Raw genomic sequence first — 16,222 nt, forward strand, 5'->3', positions numbered from 1 at the left:
ATCCCACACACAGCAAGTGCCTTTCCCAGATTGCAGCCTCTGCTGTCCTACGACGTTATGGGTCGCGGACTTCGCAGTAAATGCGCAAAATCGGACTGACCTTGTAGGCAAAAGAGCTGCGTATCGCAGTGCGTTGCTGTAGGAGGCAACGACTGCGAACGTGGTCTGTTTCCTACGGTCCAGGCGGATGCAATAACGGCGACGTTATGAAACGTCGCCGTCAGTGATCCTTACTTGCCGCTTACGCTCACGCCGTAGAAGGAGTTCAAGCCAAACGGGCTGATCTTGAAGTCCTGCACGGTGGTGCGCATGGGTTGATACACCGTCGAGTGCGCGATAGGTGTCATCGGGACTGCATCTTTGAGGATATGTTGCGCCTGCTTGTACAGCTCGGTGCGTTTGGCGACATCCGAGGTAGCCTTGGCTTCTTTCACGATGCCATCGAATTTCTTGTCGCACCATTTGGAGAAGTTGTTACCGGCCAGCGAGTCGCAGCCGAACAGCACGTTCAGCCAGTTGTCCGGGTCACCATTGTCACCGCTCCAGCCAATGATCATGGCCTGGTTCTCGCCGCCTTTGGAGCGCTTGATGTACTCGCCCCACTCATAGCTGGTGATTTTCACGTTCAGACCGATCTTCTTCCAGTCGTTCTGCAGCATTTCAGCCATCAGCTTGGCGTTCGGGTTGTACGGACGCTGGACCGGCATGGCCCACAGCACGATCTCGGTACCTTCCTTGATGCCCGCTTCCTTGAGCAGCGCCTTGGCTTTCTCAGGGTCGTACTTGGCATCCTTGATGGTGGTGTCATACGACCACTGGGTTGGCGGCATGGCGTTGACGGCCAGTTGGCCCGCGCCCTGGTACACGGAGTCGATGATCTGCTGCTTGTTCACCGACATGTCCAGCGCCTGGCGCACGCGCAGGTCTGCCAGTGGGTTCGGCTGGTCGCTGCCCTTGACCTTGTCCATGACGTTGTAGGCGATGTAGCCCAGGTTGAAACCGGCCTGGTGCGGCAGTTTCAGGTCCTTGTCTTCGCCCAGCGCCTTGAGGTCGGCCGGACGCGGGAACAAGGTGATCTGGCATTCGTTTTTCTTGAGCTTCTGGATACGCACCGACGGGTCGGTGGTGATTGCGAAGATCAGGTTATCGATCTTCACATCGGCAGGGTTCCAGTAGTCCTTGTTGCCGGTGTAGCGAATGTTCGAGTCTTTCTGGTAGCTCTTGAACACGAACGGACCGGTGCCGATCGGCTTCTGGTTGATGTCTTGCGGCGTGCCGTTCTTCAGCAGTTGGGCTGCGTACTCGGCGGACTGGACCGAGGCGAAGCTCATGGCCAGGTTCTGGATGAAAGCGGCGTCCACGGTGCCAAGGGTGAACTTGACGGTGTGGTCATCGACTTTCTCGATGTTCTTGATGTTGGTGTCCATCCCCATGTCCGTGAAGTACGGGAACTCGGTGGGGTAGGCTTTGCGGAACGGGTCGTCCTTGTTGATCATGCGGTTGAACGTGAACAGCACGTCATCGGCATTGAAGGTACGGGTCGGCTTGAAGTACGGGGTGGTGTGGAACTTGACGCCGTCGCGCAGGTGGAAGGTGTACGTCAGGCCATCCGGGGACACGTCCCAGCTGGTGGCGAGCCCAGGAATCACAGCGGTGCCGCCGCGTTCGAACTGGGTCAGGCGGTTGAACATGGTTTCGGCCGAAGCATCGAAGTCTGTTCCGGTGGTGTACTGGCCTGGATCGAAACCAGCCGGGCTCCCTTCGGAGCAGAACACCAGGTTAGTCGCCGCATGGGCGAAAGGGGCCGCGGCCATAAGGCCAGCGCTCACTAATAACGGAAGGACTGCGTGTTTAAGCATGTTGGCCTCATGATTTGTTGTCATTTTTGGTGGTGAGGGCGACCTCGTGAGTCGGCCTGCGGATACTTATGCAGGCGCCATACCCATTGCAAGATGCTGAACCGTTGCGAGGCTGAAACAGTGGTACGAACGTACAGGAATGTCGCAATTATGAAAGTTTCTACACAATTGCGTCTATTTCGAGGGTTTTTTCGGTGCAACAGGCGCACCAAAAAAGCCCAACCGAGGCGTCTAGCGCACTCGGTTGGGGCGCTGCTGTTACTTATCTAGACTCACGCCGTAGAACGGCGTCAGGCCGAACGGGCTGATCTTGAAGTCGCGCACTTCCTTGCGCAGCGGTTGGAAAACCGTCGAATTCGCAATAGGCGTTATAGGTACTTGTTCCTTAAGTATTTTTTGCGCCTGTTGATACCACTTGATGCGCTGCTCGCGGTCGCTGCTGACCTTCGCTTCCTGGACCAGTTTGTCGTACGCCGGGTTACACCATTTTGCGTAGTTGCTGCCCTTGACCGCAGCACAACTGTAGAGCACGCCGAGCCAGTTGTCCGGGTCACCATTGTCGCCCGTCCAGCCATAAATCATCGCGTCGTGCTCGCCATTTTTGGCGCGCTTGATGTATTCGCCCCACTCATAGCTGACGATATTGGCCTTGATGCCGACCTTTTCCCAATCCTGCTGGATCATCTGCGCCGACATGCGCGCATTCGGATTGGAGGCACGCTGGACCGTCATCGCCCACAAGTTGATGGTCGTACCCGGTGCAACCCCTGCTTCTTTTAGTAGCGCCCGCGCCTTGGTCGGATCGTAGGGCGCATCCTTGATGTTCGGGTCATAAGACCACTGCGCCGGAGGCAACGCGTTCTGCGCCAATTGCCCGGCGCTCTGGTACACGGCCTTGATGATCGCCGGCTTATCGATGGCCATGTCCAGGGCCTGGCGCACCTTGAGCTGGTCCAGCGGCGGGTGGGTCACGTTATAGGCCAGGAAGCCCAGGTTGAAACCGGCTTGCTGCAGCACGCGCAGGTTGGGGTCCTGTTTCATCACGTCGATGTCGGCAGGGCGCGGGTAACCGCTGACCTGGCACTCACCGGCCTTGAGCTTCTGCAGGCGCGAGGCGGCGTCCGGGGTGATGGCGAACACCAGGTTGTCGAGCTTCACATCCTCGGGCTTCCAGTACTGTTTATTCGCCACGTAGCGAATCTGCGAGTCTTTCTGGTAGCGCTTGAACACGAACGGCCCGGTGCCCACGGGCTTCTGGTTGATGTCTTCGGCTTTGCCTTGTTTCAGCAGTTGGGCGGCATATTCGGCGGACTGCACCGAAGCAAAACTCATCGCCAGGTTCTGCACGAACGAGGCATCCACGTTGTTGAGGTTGAAGCGCACGGTGTGTTCGTCGAGTTTTTCGACGTTTTTGATCGTGGTGTTCAACCCCATGTCGGTGAAATAGGGCGACTCGGAGGGGTAGGCCTTGCGGAACGGACTGTCGGCATCGAGCAGGCGATTGAAGGTAAACAGCACGTCATCCGCATTGAAGTCGCGGGTAGGGGTGAAGAAATCGGTGGTGTGGAACTTGACGCCATCGCGCAGGTGGAAGGTGTAGGTCAGGCCGTCTTTGGAGACATCCCAGCTCGTCGCCAGGCCAGGTTCGACTTCGGTGCCGCCACGCTTGAACTGGGTCAAACGGTTGAACACAGTTTCGGCAGAGGCATCGAAATCGGTGCCGCTGGTGTACTGGCTGGGATCGAAGCCGGCGGGGCTGGCTTCGGAGCAATAGACCAGGGTGCTGGCCGCGTGGGCCATCGGCATAAAGGCCAGCAGGCCTGCGGCAAGGAGGAGCGGTTTGAAAGCAATTCTTTCCATGGAGACCCCTGAAGTGGCAGGAAACTAACGCTGTCCTAACGAAAACGGCGGTAACCGAGGTTACCGCCGTTCTGGTTTTTCAGGTAGCGGCAGGGCTATTGATGGTCGGTGATAATCGACGTCCTCAAGGTAAAGGGCGCGCTGGTATCGATGACGTATGGATTGGCCTCTTGTTCCAGATCGTTGCTTTCTCGAATGTGGAAAGTTCGTTCCGTGGCGGCGGCTGTGTTGGGAATTGGGGCGGCATCCTTGTCCAGATCAAGCAGTGTCATTTGAGCGTCGAAGCTGACCTGGGCCTCATTGGTGGCAGGGTCATAGGTGATGACGTAATGGGTGTCCTTGCCTTTGAAACCCACGTGATCTTGCAGTTGATTTATTTTCAGCTCCACCGATGTCGGGGCGACACTGCCCTGATGAGCAACTTCGGAGATGCGCGCGCGCATGTTCGCATCCGGAACTGCTTGCTCAAACTGCTGCAAGCGCATACGCAATGTTGCTCCGTCGGCGCTTCCCGTGGCATCCAGTTCCACCGTGGTGTACCCGTCGGGTTGCTTGATTCGCACGGTATAACGGTCACGGTTCAAATCTTTTAAAAAGTTTGGCGAATAGTCAGTTGAGCCATACTCATTGGGTTGCGCCTTTTCACTGGGAAAAACTTCGAAGTTCTCTTCCTCGACAGTCCAGGAAACCGTGAGCTTTCTTTTGAAAATACCGTCCTCTTCAAAGTTGCTCACCCCTTGTTGGTAGGGGGTGCTGCGGTTGTATTTAAAGATCTCATCAAACTTATCGGCCCCACTGGTTTTGGCGTCGCCGAGAATTTCGAAGCCATCGGAAAGCCTGGGCTCTGCCTTGAGATCGTTGCTGGGCGTTGGTGAAGGTGCACGTTGCCACGGCCACTTCATGCCGCCATCGGTTTTGATGCGGGCCCATTCACCGTTTCCGTCAGTGTGTACTGTCATTACCGGCTTGCCGGTGCCAGGTTCAATAATCTGCACATAATCATTGCTCAGTTTGAAATCGCTTTTTATCTCAAATACCTGACGAATACCCTTTTCGTCGGTGTAGCGAATAAACCACTGGTCCAGTCCGGTGGTTGCCTCTTTAACCTGGTAGATACCCTTCGTGTTACGTACAGCCGTTTCGATGAGTTGCTCGCCGTTCGGTACCGCGTATTGATTGAGGTTGCCCGCTTGGCTGGGCTGCAGGCGGTTGGGAGCCGGCACGGTTTGTGGGCTTTCCACCCGCGGCGGCTCGTTCGGGGTGGGCGTGATGGGGCTTTCTTCAGGGGGCACAAACGGGTCTTCAACCGAGCCACTGGCGCCCACCGAGAACAACATATTCAGCAAGCCATCGAATGCCTTTGATGCTCCGTCATTGCGTTCAGCCAGGGTATCGCCCGAGGCTTGTTTTTCCACCCCAAGTGCCAGCTCGGCCAACCCGGTAGCCACCGCCGCGGCGGCCACAGGGGCGGCGATGGGTGCCAGCTTGGCCAGCAAACCCGCTGCCACGGTAATGTCGTTGAGCCAGGTGTCCCGCGTTACTTCACTGTTGGACTTGATCATTACGTCGGCGTCACTGGTCATGCGCGCCTTAGTCGCGGTGGCGATAGCGCAGAAGACGTCACCCTCAATATTCGAGCCGTCACCATCGAACGTCGGATCTTTCAGTTCTCCACTGGCGAGCTTTTCGAACGTGCTGTCCAAGCCTTCGGTTTTTCTGCCCACATTGGTAAAAGACACTATGGGCATGAAAATGCCTGCCAGTTTTTCAATCGTCCCGGGCTCGTGGTCCTGGCGGGCGATCAGTGGGAAATGTTTCATCAAGGATTCGCGTTTTTTCGGATCCTTGGCTTGGTCGATTACCCATTGATCCAGTTTCTCCAGGGAGTCGAACCGCAGGAAGGCGGGTTCCGAGCCCGGTATGTAGAGGACCTGGCGGCCACCGTCGGCAGCACTGAACCGCACAATATCGTTGGATAAGAAGCCCTTGATATTGAAGGCATGCGCCTGGACTACACCTTTTACAGGCGCCTGGGACTTGAGTTGTTCGACATTGAGCGGTGCATTTTCGTCAAGCGGAAGGTTGGAGACCGCGCCCATGACCAAGCGGTAGTCTTCCCGCGTGAACCGATGCTCGGGTGCTTGTAGCGTTTGCTCGGCCGCCGGCCTGGCGGCGACCGTCTTCAGTTGTTTTCGGGCCTGATAGGCGAACTCGCCTTTGATCGCTGTCTGGTAATCGGTGCCGTGGGTATTCCAGAAATCGTCGATTTTCTGCGTCATGACCGATTGGAAGTCGGTTTTCCAACTGGCATGCATCAACACCGAAGGAGCCAGTGGGAATTGGTTATGCGCACCGTACCCACCCGTTCTACTTTTACCTGGCCCGTCTATATATAAACCGGCTTCCGAGTCCAGATTGCCGGGGACCCAGTCGTTTTCAGAGAAGTTCTTCAGCAGTGCATCCGGCAGGCGCAGGGAGGCGGTTGGCTCCTCGCCCATGTGCTCCCAACCGGTAGCCGTTGATGCGCTTTGCGAACTGTTGAAACGGTTGAGATAAAGGGTGTCGGCATCCACGTGTTTGCCCGTCAGTTTGAAAATGACCGACTCTGCCCATTGTTTTGCTTGGGCGCGCACATTTGGCAATGTCTCGGCAACTTCCACTGCCAGGTGTTTGTAGGCCAACGCCTGGGGCGCTTGGGCGTAAAAGGTGGCGGCACGCAGCTTGAGCTGTTCAAGCGCTTGCGCCGAGCGCTGGTTCGCCGGACGTACGGGATCCTCAGGCGAGAGGGGGTCGAAGGCTTGGTTGTGCTCCAGGCGCCTGATTTGTGACCTGCCCTCGGTCAGTGATGTTGGAAGGCGTTCACCCTGGAAGTTGGCAACCAACCCTGCGCGCACTTGGATGAAGTCGTCGCCAAAGCGCATCTGCAATTTCTCTACAGTTCCTGGCGCAATGACTTTGGCCGCTTCAAGCAGCGGGCGGCTGACTTGACCCCAACCGGAGTTGTCCGTGAGGGTGAACGTTTTCATCTTGCCGTCCGCGGCGGCTGTCAGAGCGCCTGTGCGCGGATTGACGGCGATTAGGGTGGTCGGGTCGATCTTCTGGTCACGCATCCAGCCTTGAACCACAGGATGCTGCAATTGCGCCCGATAGACTTCGAGCCACTGGCCCAGATTGCTCTCGCGGGGGACTTTGATAAGCCCGGGTTTTTTACCCTCTGCTTTGCTCTGCACCGCTGCCAGGTATTCGTTGAGCAACGCTGTTTCGTGGGGGGATGTCGATAGGCCAGGATTGCCCTGTCGCGCCGCAGGGGTGGCTGTTTCGCTGGTCTTTGTCTGCTCGTTTGCAAGAGGGGTGATGGGGTGCCGAGGAGGAGAGGTGTTGCTGGAAGGTGCGTACATGGTTTTCAGTTCTCGTGAAGTGAATAAGTACCGCCACTGCACTCCCTGTTAGCCTTGGCACTATTTGCGTAACGAAAACCGGTGGGTTGATTCCATTGAATGTGCCGCTGGATATGACGTGTCCATGGGGACACATCGCAAAAAAAGGCGCAAACCCGTGAGGGCTGCGCCTTTGTTTTGTCCAGATCGTGGTTATTGCAAGACTTCGATCACCCCGTCAGCGCTCATGCTGACCTGGCTGGTACCGGCTTCTACTTCCGGCGTCGGTGCCGAATCGGCCATGGCCGCCTTCATCATCATCCCGCCACGGGCATAAGGCATCGGGTAGCCATTGGTGTTGAAGTTCAAGTTGACGATCTTGTAACCCTTGCCGCCCAGCGCGTCGGTGGCCAATTGTGCGCGGGCTTTGAAGGCGGCAACCGCGTCCTTGAGCAGCGCGTCTTCGCTGGCCTTGCGCGTGGCGTCGGCGATGGCGAAGTCCATGTTTTCCATTTTCAGGGTGTTGAGCAACTCGCCGGTGAGTTTGGACAGTGCCGGGAAGTCCGCGCTTTCCAGGCGCAGTTCGGCGCGCTCACGCCAGCCGGTGATCTTCTGGTTCTTGTTGTCGTAGATCGGGTAGCTGTTGCGGCTGCCCTGGCGCAAGGTCACGCCTTTGACTTCGCGCGCCTCGCCCAGGGCCTTGTTCAGGGTGGTGGTGATTTCGGCGGCGAGCTTGGCCGGGTCGGTGTTCTGGGACTCGGTGTAGAGGGTGACGATCATCTTGTCGCGGGCCACTTCCTGGCTGACCTCGGCACGCAGGGAAATCTGGTTGTAATGCAGTTCATCGGCAGCCAGGGCCGGGAGGCTGGCCAGGGCGCTGGCGCTGAGGGTGAAAATGGCTGCACTGCGAGTGAAACGAGACATGGAAGCTCCTTAGGGTGTTCGTATCGGGTATGACTGTAGACGGTGGCATCGGGTTCTTCGGGTTTACGAATTAGAAAAAAAAGTTTCAAGCTGCGAGCTACAAGCTAAAAGGCGCGCGGATCCCTGCTGTTTGAAGCGTGCCACGTGAAGCTGCGGCGCCCTGCGTCAAAGAGCCACACACCCAATGTCCGAGGCGCCGCTTCGTTTATACTCGTGCCGATCCGCCTGCAGCGCTCACCGGGAGAGCTCATGCTCGCCGCCGTAAAACTGACTTCCGCCACCCGCCAGAACCTCTGGCGCCTGACGTTCATCCGCACCCTGGTACTGGCCGCACAGGCCGGCTCCGTCGGGCTCGCCTATTGGTTCGACCTGTTGCCGCTGCCGTGGCTGCAACTGGCCGTGACCCTCGGTTTCTCCATCGTGCTGTGCGTGTTCACCGCGATCCGATTGCGCACCACGTGGCCGGTGACCGAACTGGAATACGCCCTGCAATTGGCCTGCGACCTGTTTATCCACAGTGTGTTGCTGTATTTCTCCGGCGGTTCCACCAACCCGTTCGTGTCTTATTACCTGGTGCCACTGACCATCGCCGCCGTGACCTTGCCGTGGCGCTACTCGGTGGTGCTGTCGGGTATCGCCCTGACCTTGTACACCCTGTTGCTGGCGCGCTTCTATCCGCTGCAAACCTTCCCCATCGCCCGCGAAAACCTGCAGATCTACGGGATGTGGCTGAGTTTTGCGCTGTCCGCCGCCGTGATCACCTTCTTCGCCGCGCGCATGGCCGAAGAGTTGCGCCGCCAGGAAGAATTGCGCGCCATTCGTCGTGAAGAAGGCCTGCGCGACCAACAACTGCTCGCGGTCGCCACCCAGGCTGCCGGCGCCGCCCATGAATTGGGCACACCGCTGGCGACCATGAGCGTGCTGCTCAAGGAAATGACCCAGGACCATCACGACCCGGCCCTGCAGGACGATTTGAGCGTGCTGCAGGAACAGGTCAAGCAGTGCAAGCAGACTCTGCAGCAACTGGTGCGCGCCGCCGAGGCCAATCGCCGCCTGGCGGTGGAGATGCAGGATGTGACCCAGTGGCTCGACGAAGCCCTGAACCGCTGGCACCTGATGCGTCCCGAGGCCAGTTACCGTTTCAACCTGCTGGGGCAGGGCACAGTGCCACGCATGGCGCCGCCGCCAGACTTGACCCAAGCGCTGCTGAACCTGCTGAACAATGCCGCCGACGCCTGCCCCGAAGGCCTGGGCGTGCAACTGGACTGGGACGCCGAAAACGTCACCATCAGCATTCGCGACCACGGCGCGGGCGTGCCGCTGGCCATTGCCGAGCAGATCGGCAAACCCTTCTTTACCACCAAGGGCAAAGGCTTCGGCCTCGGCCTGTTTTTGAGCAAGGCCAGCGTGACCCGCGCGGGCGGCTCAGTGAAGCTCTATAGTCATGAGGAAGGTGGCACGCTCACCGAGCTGCGCCTGCCCCGTGTCGCACGAGGAGATATCGATGAGTGACGAGATCCAAGTCGAAGGCGAAGAACTGCCGCACCTGCTGCTGGTAGATGACGACGCCACCTTTACCCGCGTGATGGCGCGCGCCATGAGCCGTCGCGGCTTTCGCGTGAGCACTGCAGGTTCGGCCGAGGAGGGCCTGACCATCGCCCAGGCCGACCTGCCGGACTATGCCGCGCTCGACCTGAAAATGGATGGCGACTCCGGCCTGGTGCTGCTGCCCAAGCTGCTGGAACTCGACCCGGAAATGCGCGTGGTGATCCTTACCGGTTATTCCAGCATCGCCACCGCTGTCGAGGCCATCAAGCGCGGTGCCTGTAACTACCTGTGCAAACCGGCGGACGCCGACGACGTGTTGGCCGCCTTGCTCTCCGAGCACGCCGACCTCGACACCCTGGTGCCGGAAAACCCGATGTCGGTTGACCGCCTGCAGTGGGAACACATCCAGCGCGTGCTGACCGAGCACGAAGGCAACATCTCCGCCACTGCCCGCGCCCTCGGCATGCACCGCCGCACCTTGCAGCGCAAGTTGCAGAAACGCCCGGTACGGCGCTGAACGAAGTCTGAACAATCTGCTTCAGGCCGCACGGAGCCCTGAACCGATCGTCTATGATCGGTTCAAACGCCTGTCATTCTTTACCCTACCGAGCCTGAACGATGAATCAGAACGCTGAGTATTCCGCGGTCAATGACGCGGTGCGTGGGCAATTCTTCCGCCGAACCTGGGCGATGATCACGCCGTATTGGCGCAGTGAAGAGAAGGGCAAGGCCTGGCTGCTGCTGGCCGCGGTGATTGGCCTGTCGTTGTTCAGCGTGGCAATTTCGGTCTGGATCAACCACTGGTACAAAGACTTCTACAACGCCTTGGAGAAGAAGGACACGGCGGCCTTCTGGCAGTTGATCGGCTACTTCGGCGGGATCGCCGCCGTGGCGATACTCGGCGCGGTGTACCGCTTGTACCTGACCCAGATGCTGACCATCCGCTGGCGGGCCTGGCTCACCGAGCAGCACTTCGCGCGCTGGCTGGGCCACAAGAACTACTACCAGCTGGAGCAGGGCGGTTACACCGATAACCCGGACCAGCGGATTTCCGAAGACCTCAACAACTTCACTTCAAGCACCTTGAGCCTGGGCCTGGGGCTGTTACGCAATGTGGTCAGCCTGGTGTCGTTCTCGATCATCCTGTGGGGCGTGTCGGGCAGCATCGAAGTGTTCGGCATCACCATCCCGGGCTACATGTTCTGGTGTGCACTGCTTTATGCTGCGGTCGGCAGTTGGCTCACGCACCTCATCGGCCGTCGCTTGATCGGCCTGAGCAACCAACAACAACGCTTCGAAGCGGACCTGCGTTTCTCCATGGTGCGTGTGCGCGAGAACGCCGAGAGCATCGCCCTGTACAACGGCGAGCCGAATGAGAACCAGCGCTTGAGCGCCCGCTTCGCCAAGGTCTGGCACAACTTCTGGGACATCATGAAAGTGTCCAAGCGCCTGACCTTCTTCACCGCTGGCTACAGCCAGATCGCGATCATCTTCCCCTTTATCGTCGCCGCCCCGCGTTATTTCACCGGCAAGATCGAGCTGGGCGAGCTGATGCAAATCAACTCTGCGTTCGGCAATGTGCAAGAGAACTTCAGCTGGTTCATCAGTGCGTATTCGGAGCTGGCGTCGTGGCGCGCCACGAGTGATCGTCTGCTGAGCTTCCACCAGGCCATGCGTGATAACGAGCAGCGTGCGCCGGCGATTGATGTGCGCGCGGAAGGCGAGCGCCTGGTGGTGCAGGACCTCGGCATGGACCTGGCCGATGGGCGCCACTTGCTCACCGCCGCCGACATGACCGTGGAGCCTGGCCAGCGCCTGATGCTCAGCGGACGTTCCGGCAGTGGCAAAAGTACCCTGCTGCGCGCGATGGGCCATCTGTGGCCGGCGGGGCACGGCAGTATTCGCCTGCCGGCGGCGCGTTATTTGTTCCTGCCGCAGAAACCTTATCTGCCGATCGGCACCTTGAAGGCCGTGTTGAGTTATCCACAGGACGACAGCGTCTATCCGGCAGAACGTTATGCACAGGTGCTGGAAACCTGCCGCCTGCCGCATCTGGTCGCACGCCTGGACGAGGCCAACCACTGGCAGCGCATGCTCTCGCCGGGCGAGCAGCAGCGCCTGGCCTTCGCGCGCGCGTTGCTGTTTGCACCGCAATGGCTGTACATGGACGAAGCCACTTCGGCGATGGATGAAGAGGATGAGGCGAGCCTGTATCAGGCATTGATCGATGAGCTGCCGGGGTTGAGCATTGTCAGCGTCGGCCATCGCAGCAGCCTCAAGCGCTTCCATGGACGGCATGTGCGGATCGAGAGCGGGTTGCTGCAAGAGCAACCCGTGGCCTGAGCCTGAACGCAATCTAAATGTGGGAGCGGGCTTGCCCGCGAATGCGGTGTCTCAGTGGCACAAATGCTGAATGACCCACCGCCATCGCCGGCAAGCCAGCTCCCACAGTTGAGCGCGGTTGCCTGATGGATTTGGCTCCCAAGGGCAGCATATGTAGATCAAGAGCGGGTTGCCGCAGCAGCAACGCCTCTCCCGAGCCTGAACTCAATCAAAATGTGGGAGCGGGCTTGCCCGCGAATGCGGTGTGTCAGTGACACAGATGCAGAATGACCCACCGCCATCGCCGGCAAGCCAGCTCCCACAGTTGAGCGGGGTTGGCCGATGGATTTGGCACCCACAAAAAAGCCCGGCTGATCATCGATCAGCCGGGCTTTTTCAGTGCTTGAAGATGACTTACTTCTTCAAGCCGTAATGCTCATCCAGCATGCCCGGGGCGTTTGGCGTTTTTGGCGCGTAGTCCCGTGGCGGCTCCTGGTTTTCCCGGGGTGGGGTCAGGCGCTCGCGTGGAGCTTGCGGTGCATCGGAATGCAGCGCGGCCAGCAGGCGCTGGCGGGTGATGTCGTCGAGGGCCAGGCGGTTGGCGCCATCGGCGAGGTGATCCTGTACTTCCTGGTAGCTCTGGGTGAGCTTCTTGACCAGGGTCGCGGTGCTGTTGAAGTGGGTAACAACCTCGTTCTGATAACTGTCAAAACGTTCCTGGATGTCATCCAGCTGACGCTGCGTGCGGTTAGGCGCGGCATTCGGCAGCAAGCGAGCAACCAGGAAACCAATGGCGACACCGGCAACCAGGGCAAGAGTCGGCAACAACCAAACTAAGAGCGAGTGTTCCACGAGTCCTTCCTCTATAAACGGCTTTGCTTTACGTTAACGGCTCGGACCTGCGCTGTATACCGCGATTAAGCTCGCAATGATGCCATGCACAGACTTTTAGCTAGACGAGTCGACCCTTTGAGAGGTCACGGAGTTCATTCCTTGCTCATGCGTGAAACCCCCGTTTTGATCGATGGCCCGGTAGGCCAACTGGAAGCCCTGTACCTTGATCACCCCGAGCCACGTGGCCTGGCGCTGATCTGCCACCCTAACCCGGTGCAAGGCGGGACCATGCTCAATAAAGTTGTATCGACCCTGCAACGCACCGCCCGCGATGCCGGTTTGATTACTTTGCGTTTCAATTATCGTGGCGTCGGTGCGAGTGCCGGCACCCACGACATGGCCACCGGTGAAGTGGACGATGCCGAAGCGGCCGCCACCTGGCTACGGGAAAAGCACCCCGACCTGCCGATCACGCTGCTGGGTTTTTCCTTCGGTGGCTACGTGGCCGCCAGCCTGGGCGGTCGCCTGGAAGCCAAGGGCGAAAAGCTCGCGCACCTGTTCATGGTCGCCGCGGCGGTGATGCGCCTGCGCGATTCCGACGTGCTGCCCCAGGGTTGCCCATTGACCCTGATCCAGCCGGAAACCGACGAAGTGGTCGACCCGCAAGTCGTCTACGACTGGTCCGCCGCCCTGAAACGCCCCCATGAGCTGCTGAAAGTGGCAGAATGCGGACACTTTTTTCACGGCAAGCTGACCGATCTCAAGGATCTGGTGCTGCCGCGTCTCTCGAATTGATAGCAGTCTGATAAGCGATTACCCATGACGACTCGTACCCGTATCCTCACCGGCATCACCACCACCGGCACGCCGCACCTGGGCAACTACGCCGGTGCGATCCGCCCGGCGATTCTCGCCAGCCAGGACGCCAATGCCGACTCTTTCTACTTCCTGGCCGACTACCACGCCCTGATCAAGTGCGATGACCCGCAGCGCATCCAGCGCTCGCGCATGGAAATCGCCGCGACCTGGCTGGCCGGTGGCCTGGACGTGAACCGGGTGACGTTCTATCGCCAGTCCGACATCCCGGAAATTCCCGAGCTGACCTGGCTGCTCACCTGCGTGGCCGCCAAGGGCCTGCTCAATCGCGCCCACGCCTACAAGGCCTCGGTGGACAAGAACGTCGAAGCCGGCGAAGACCCGGATGCGGGCATCAGCATGGGCCTGTACAGCTACCCGGTGCTGATGGCGGCGGACATCCTGATGTTCAACGCGCACAAGGTGCCGGTCGGCCGCGACCAGATCCAGCACGTGGAAATGGCCCGCGACATCGGCCAGCGCTTCAACCACCTGTTCGGCAACGGTCAGGAATTCTTCACCATGCCCGAGGCGTTGATCGAAGAAAGCGTCGCCACCTTGCCGGGCCTGGATGGCCGCAAGATGTCGAAAAGCTACGACAACACCATCCCGCTGTTCACCAGCGCCAGGGACATGAAGGACGCGATCTCGCGTATCGTCACTGACTCCCGCGCGCCGGGCGAAGCCAAGGACCCGGACAACTCGCACCTGTTCACCCTGTACCAGGCCTTTGCAACCAAGGCCCAGGAAGAAGAGTTCCGCGCCGAGCTGCTGCAAGGGCTGGGTTGGGGCGAGGCGAAGAACCGTCTGTTCCAGCTGCTGGACAGCCAATTGGCCGAGCCGCGTGAGCGTTACCACCAGCTGATGTCGCGCCCTTCGGACATGGAAGACCTGCTGCTGGTCGGCGCCAAGAAAGCCCGTGCCGTCGCTGCGCCGTTCCTCGCCCAGTTGCGCGAAGCGGTTGGCCTGCGCTCGTTCGTCAACCAGGCGGCCGCGCCGGTCGCTACCAAGAAAAAAGCCGCGAAAGCCGCGCGCTTCGTAAGCTTTCGTGAAGACGACGGCAGCTTCCGCTTCCGCCTGTTGGCCGCCGACGGCGAGCAATTGCTGCTGTCGCGCAACTTTGCCGATGGCAAGGCGGCGGGCGCCGTGACCAAGCAACTGCAAAGTGGCACCGCGCTGGACGTACGCACCGAGGCCCTGAGCTTCAGCGTATGGCTGGACGGCGCTGCTGTCGCTGACAGCGCCGAGTTCGCCGACAGCACGGCGCGCGATGCCGCCGTTGAAGCGCTGCGCGTTGCGTTGACCCCAATCGAGGATTAACCCGACCAAGGGTTGATTGCCATTATCCAGGGCCGTCGTTACAGTGACGGCCCGTTTTTGTTGCCTTGCTAACGAAATTATGACGCCCCTAGAACGATATCAAGCTGATCTGAAACGCCCTGAGTTCTTCCACGACGCCGCCCAGGAAAATGCTGTGCGTCATTTGCAGCGCCTGTACGACGACCTGGTCGCGGCCTCGCAGAGCAAACCAGGGATGTTCAGCAAGCTGTTTGGCAAGAAAGACCACGTGCCGGTCAAGGGCCTGTATTTCTGGGGTGGCGTCGGCCGGGGCAAGACATACCTGGTCGACACGTTCTTCGAGGCGCTGCCGTTCAAGGAAAAGGTCCGCACGCACTTCCACCGCTTCATGAAGCGTGTGCACGAAGAGATGAAGACCCTGCCGGGCGAGAAGAACCCGCTGACCATCATCGCCAAGCGCTTCTCCGAAGAAGCACGGGTGATCTGCTTCGATGAGTTCTTCGTCTCCGACATCACCGATGCCATGATCCTCGGCACCCTGATGGAAGAGCTGTTCAAGAACGGCGTGACCCTGGTCGCCACCTCCAACATCGTGCCCGACGGTTTGTACAAGGACGGCCTGCAGCGTGCGCGCTTCCTGCCGGCCATCGCGCTGATCAAGCAGAACACCGAGATCGTCAACGTCGACAGCGGCGTCGACTACCGCCTGCGTCACCTCGAGCAAGCGGAGTTGTTCCACTTCCCGCTGAACGAAGCGGCGCATGACAGCCTGAAGAAAAGCTTCCGCGCGCTGACGCCGGAATGCACGAAGGCGGTGGAAAACGACAAGTTGATGATCGAGAACCGCGAAATCATCGCGTTGCGCACCTGCGATGACGTGGCCTGGTTCGAGTTCCGTCAACTGTGCGACGGCCCGCGCAGCCAGAACGACTACATCGAACTGGGCAAGATCTTCCACGCGGTGATCTTGAGCGGCGTCGAGCAGATGGGCGTCACCACCGACGACATTGCGCGCCGTTTCATCAACATGGTCGACGAGTTCTATGACCGCAACGTCAAGTTGATCATCTCGGCGGAAGTCGAGCTCAAGGACCTGTATACCGGCGGCCGCTTGAACTTCGAGTTCCAGCGCACGCTGAGCCGCTTGCTGGAAATGCAGTCCCACGAGTTCCTGTCACGCGGCCACAAGCCGTAGTCGATGTGCTCGAAATTAAAAAGGCCTGCAGCGATGCGGGCCTTTTTTTATGGGGGATCTCCAGCACAGCGCAGATCAGAAGTGGGAGCGGGCTTGCTCGCGAATGCGGTGTATCAGTAACGAATGTTGCGACTGACACTTCGCATTCG

General features: G+C 59.4%; 11 protein-coding genes. 6 read left to right on the forward strand and 5 right to left on the reverse strand.

The annotated features are described in order from the left end of the window. Positions 1 to 230 precede the first annotated feature (230 nt). From QMX97_RS22990 to QMX97_RS23005, 4 genes are all read right to left on the reverse strand, one after another. On the reverse strand, positions 231 to 1,859 hold the full coding sequence (locus QMX97_RS22990; protein ID WP_065900641.1) for an ABC transporter substrate-binding protein: 1,629 nt from the start codon (positions 1,857 to 1,859) through the stop codon (positions 231 to 233). Between the two features lie 258 nt (positions 1,860 to 2,117). Then, a complete protein-coding gene (locus tag QMX97_RS22995; RefSeq protein WP_106805162.1) occupies positions 2,118 to 3,719 on the reverse strand; it encodes an ABC transporter substrate-binding protein in 1,602 nt (533 codons plus the stop codon). A 95-nt stretch (positions 3,720 to 3,814) separates the two neighbouring features. Beyond that, positions 3,815 to 7,117 (reverse strand): DUF6543 domain-containing protein, encoded by a 3,303-nt coding sequence (locus QMX97_RS23000; protein WP_282397672.1) that lies wholly within the window; start codon positions 7,115 to 7,117, stop codon positions 3,815 to 3,817. 192 nt (positions 7,118 to 7,309) lie between these two features. Next, on the reverse strand, positions 7,310 to 8,020 hold the full coding sequence (locus tag QMX97_RS23005; RefSeq protein ID WP_120447626.1) for an SIMPL domain-containing protein: 711 nt from the start codon (positions 8,018 to 8,020) through the stop codon (positions 7,310 to 7,312). Positions 8,021 to 8,269: 249 nt separating this feature from the next. On the opposite strand from QMX97_RS23005, the gene QMX97_RS23010 reads away from it, so the two are divergent. The 3 genes from QMX97_RS23010 (at position 8,270) to QMX97_RS23020 (ending at position 11,911) form a co-directional block, all read left to right on the forward strand. Further along, positions 8,270 to 9,532, forward strand: a complete 1,263-nt coding sequence (locus tag QMX97_RS23010) for an ATP-binding protein (RefSeq protein ID WP_065900649.1) — start codon at positions 8,270 to 8,272, stop codon at positions 9,530 to 9,532. Beyond that, entirely contained in the window at positions 9,525 to 10,085 is a 561-nt protein-coding gene (locus QMX97_RS23015; RefSeq protein WP_003171731.1) for a response regulator transcription factor, read from the forward strand. The genes QMX97_RS23010 and QMX97_RS23015 overlap by 8 nt, the downstream gene beginning before the upstream one ends. 101 nt (positions 10,086 to 10,186) lie before the next feature. Continuing rightward, positions 10,187 to 11,911: an ABC transporter ATP-binding protein/permease gene (locus QMX97_RS23020; RefSeq protein WP_065900650.1), complete on the forward strand. Its 1,725-nt coding sequence runs from the start codon at positions 10,187 to 10,189 to the stop codon at positions 11,909 to 11,911. A 393-nt stretch (positions 11,912 to 12,304) separates the two neighbouring features. Here QMX97_RS23020 and QMX97_RS23025 read toward each other — a convergent pair whose 3' ends face one another. After that, entirely contained in the window at positions 12,305 to 12,742 is a 438-nt protein-coding gene (locus QMX97_RS23025) for a DUF1043 family protein (protein WP_017138275.1), read from the reverse strand. Between the two features lie 147 nt (positions 12,743 to 12,889). Here QMX97_RS23025 and QMX97_RS23030 point away from each other — a divergent pair, with 147 nt between their 5' ends. The 3 genes from QMX97_RS23030 to zapE all read left to right on the forward strand — a co-directional run bounded on the left by QMX97_RS23030 (position 12,890) and on the right by zapE (position 16,073). Beyond that, the gene (locus QMX97_RS23030; protein ID WP_213550585.1) at positions 12,890 to 13,519 is read left to right on the forward strand and encodes an alpha/beta fold hydrolase; all 630 of its coding nucleotides are present in this window, start codon (positions 12,890 to 12,892) and stop codon (positions 13,517 to 13,519) included. 24 nt (positions 13,520 to 13,543) lie between these two features. After that, positions 13,544 to 14,899, forward strand: coding sequence for a tryptophan--tRNA ligase (locus QMX97_RS23035; protein WP_282397673.1), 1,356 nt, complete (start codon positions 13,544 to 13,546; stop codon positions 14,897 to 14,899). Between the two features lie 79 nt (positions 14,900 to 14,978). Then, positions 14,979 to 16,073: a cell division protein ZapE gene (gene zapE / locus QMX97_RS23040; protein WP_065900657.1), complete on the forward strand. Its 1,095-nt coding sequence runs from the start codon at positions 14,979 to 14,981 to the stop codon at positions 16,071 to 16,073. Positions 16,074 to 16,222: the final 149 nt, after the last annotated feature.

Origin of the sequence: Pseudomonas sp. PS01298 (assembly GCF_029959745.1) — a bacterium.
In the GTDB taxonomy this organism is placed as follows: Bacteria; Pseudomonadota; Gammaproteobacteria; order Pseudomonadales; family Pseudomonadaceae; genus Aquipseudomonas; species Aquipseudomonas aylmerensis.

Excerpts from the sequence above, each read along its gene's own strand:
- QMX97_RS22990 (WP_065900641.1), bottom strand. The coding sequence starts at position 1,859 with ATGCTTAAACACGCAGTCCTTCCGTTATTAGTGAGCGCTGGCCTTATG.
- QMX97_RS23010 (WP_065900649.1), top strand. The coding sequence starts at position 8,270 with ATGCTCGCCGCCGTAAAACTGACTTCCGCCACCCGCCAGAACCTCTGG.
- QMX97_RS23005 (WP_120447626.1), bottom strand. The coding sequence starts at position 8,020 with ATGTCTCGTTTCACTCGCAGTGCAGCCATTTTCACCCTCAGCGCCAGC.
- QMX97_RS23000 (WP_282397672.1), bottom strand. The coding sequence starts at position 7,117 with ATGTACGCACCTTCCAGCAACACCTCTCCTCCTCGGCACCCCATCACC.
- QMX97_RS22995 (WP_106805162.1), bottom strand. The coding sequence starts at position 3,719 with ATGGAAAGAATTGCTTTCAAACCGCTCCTCCTTGCCGCAGGCCTGCTG.
- QMX97_RS23035 (WP_282397673.1), top strand. The coding sequence starts at position 13,544 with ATGACGACTCGTACCCGTATCCTCACCGGCATCACCACCACCGGCACG.
- QMX97_RS23030 (WP_213550585.1), top strand. The coding sequence starts at position 12,890 with ATGCGTGAAACCCCCGTTTTGATCGATGGCCCGGTAGGCCAACTGGAA.
- QMX97_RS23020 (WP_065900650.1), top strand. The coding sequence starts at position 10,187 with ATGAATCAGAACGCTGAGTATTCCGCGGTCAATGACGCGGTGCGTGGG.
- zapE (WP_065900657.1), top strand. The coding sequence starts at position 14,979 with ATGACGCCCCTAGAACGATATCAAGCTGATCTGAAACGCCCTGAGTTC.
- QMX97_RS23015 (WP_003171731.1), top strand. The coding sequence starts at position 9,525 with ATGAGTGACGAGATCCAAGTCGAAGGCGAAGAACTGCCGCACCTGCTG.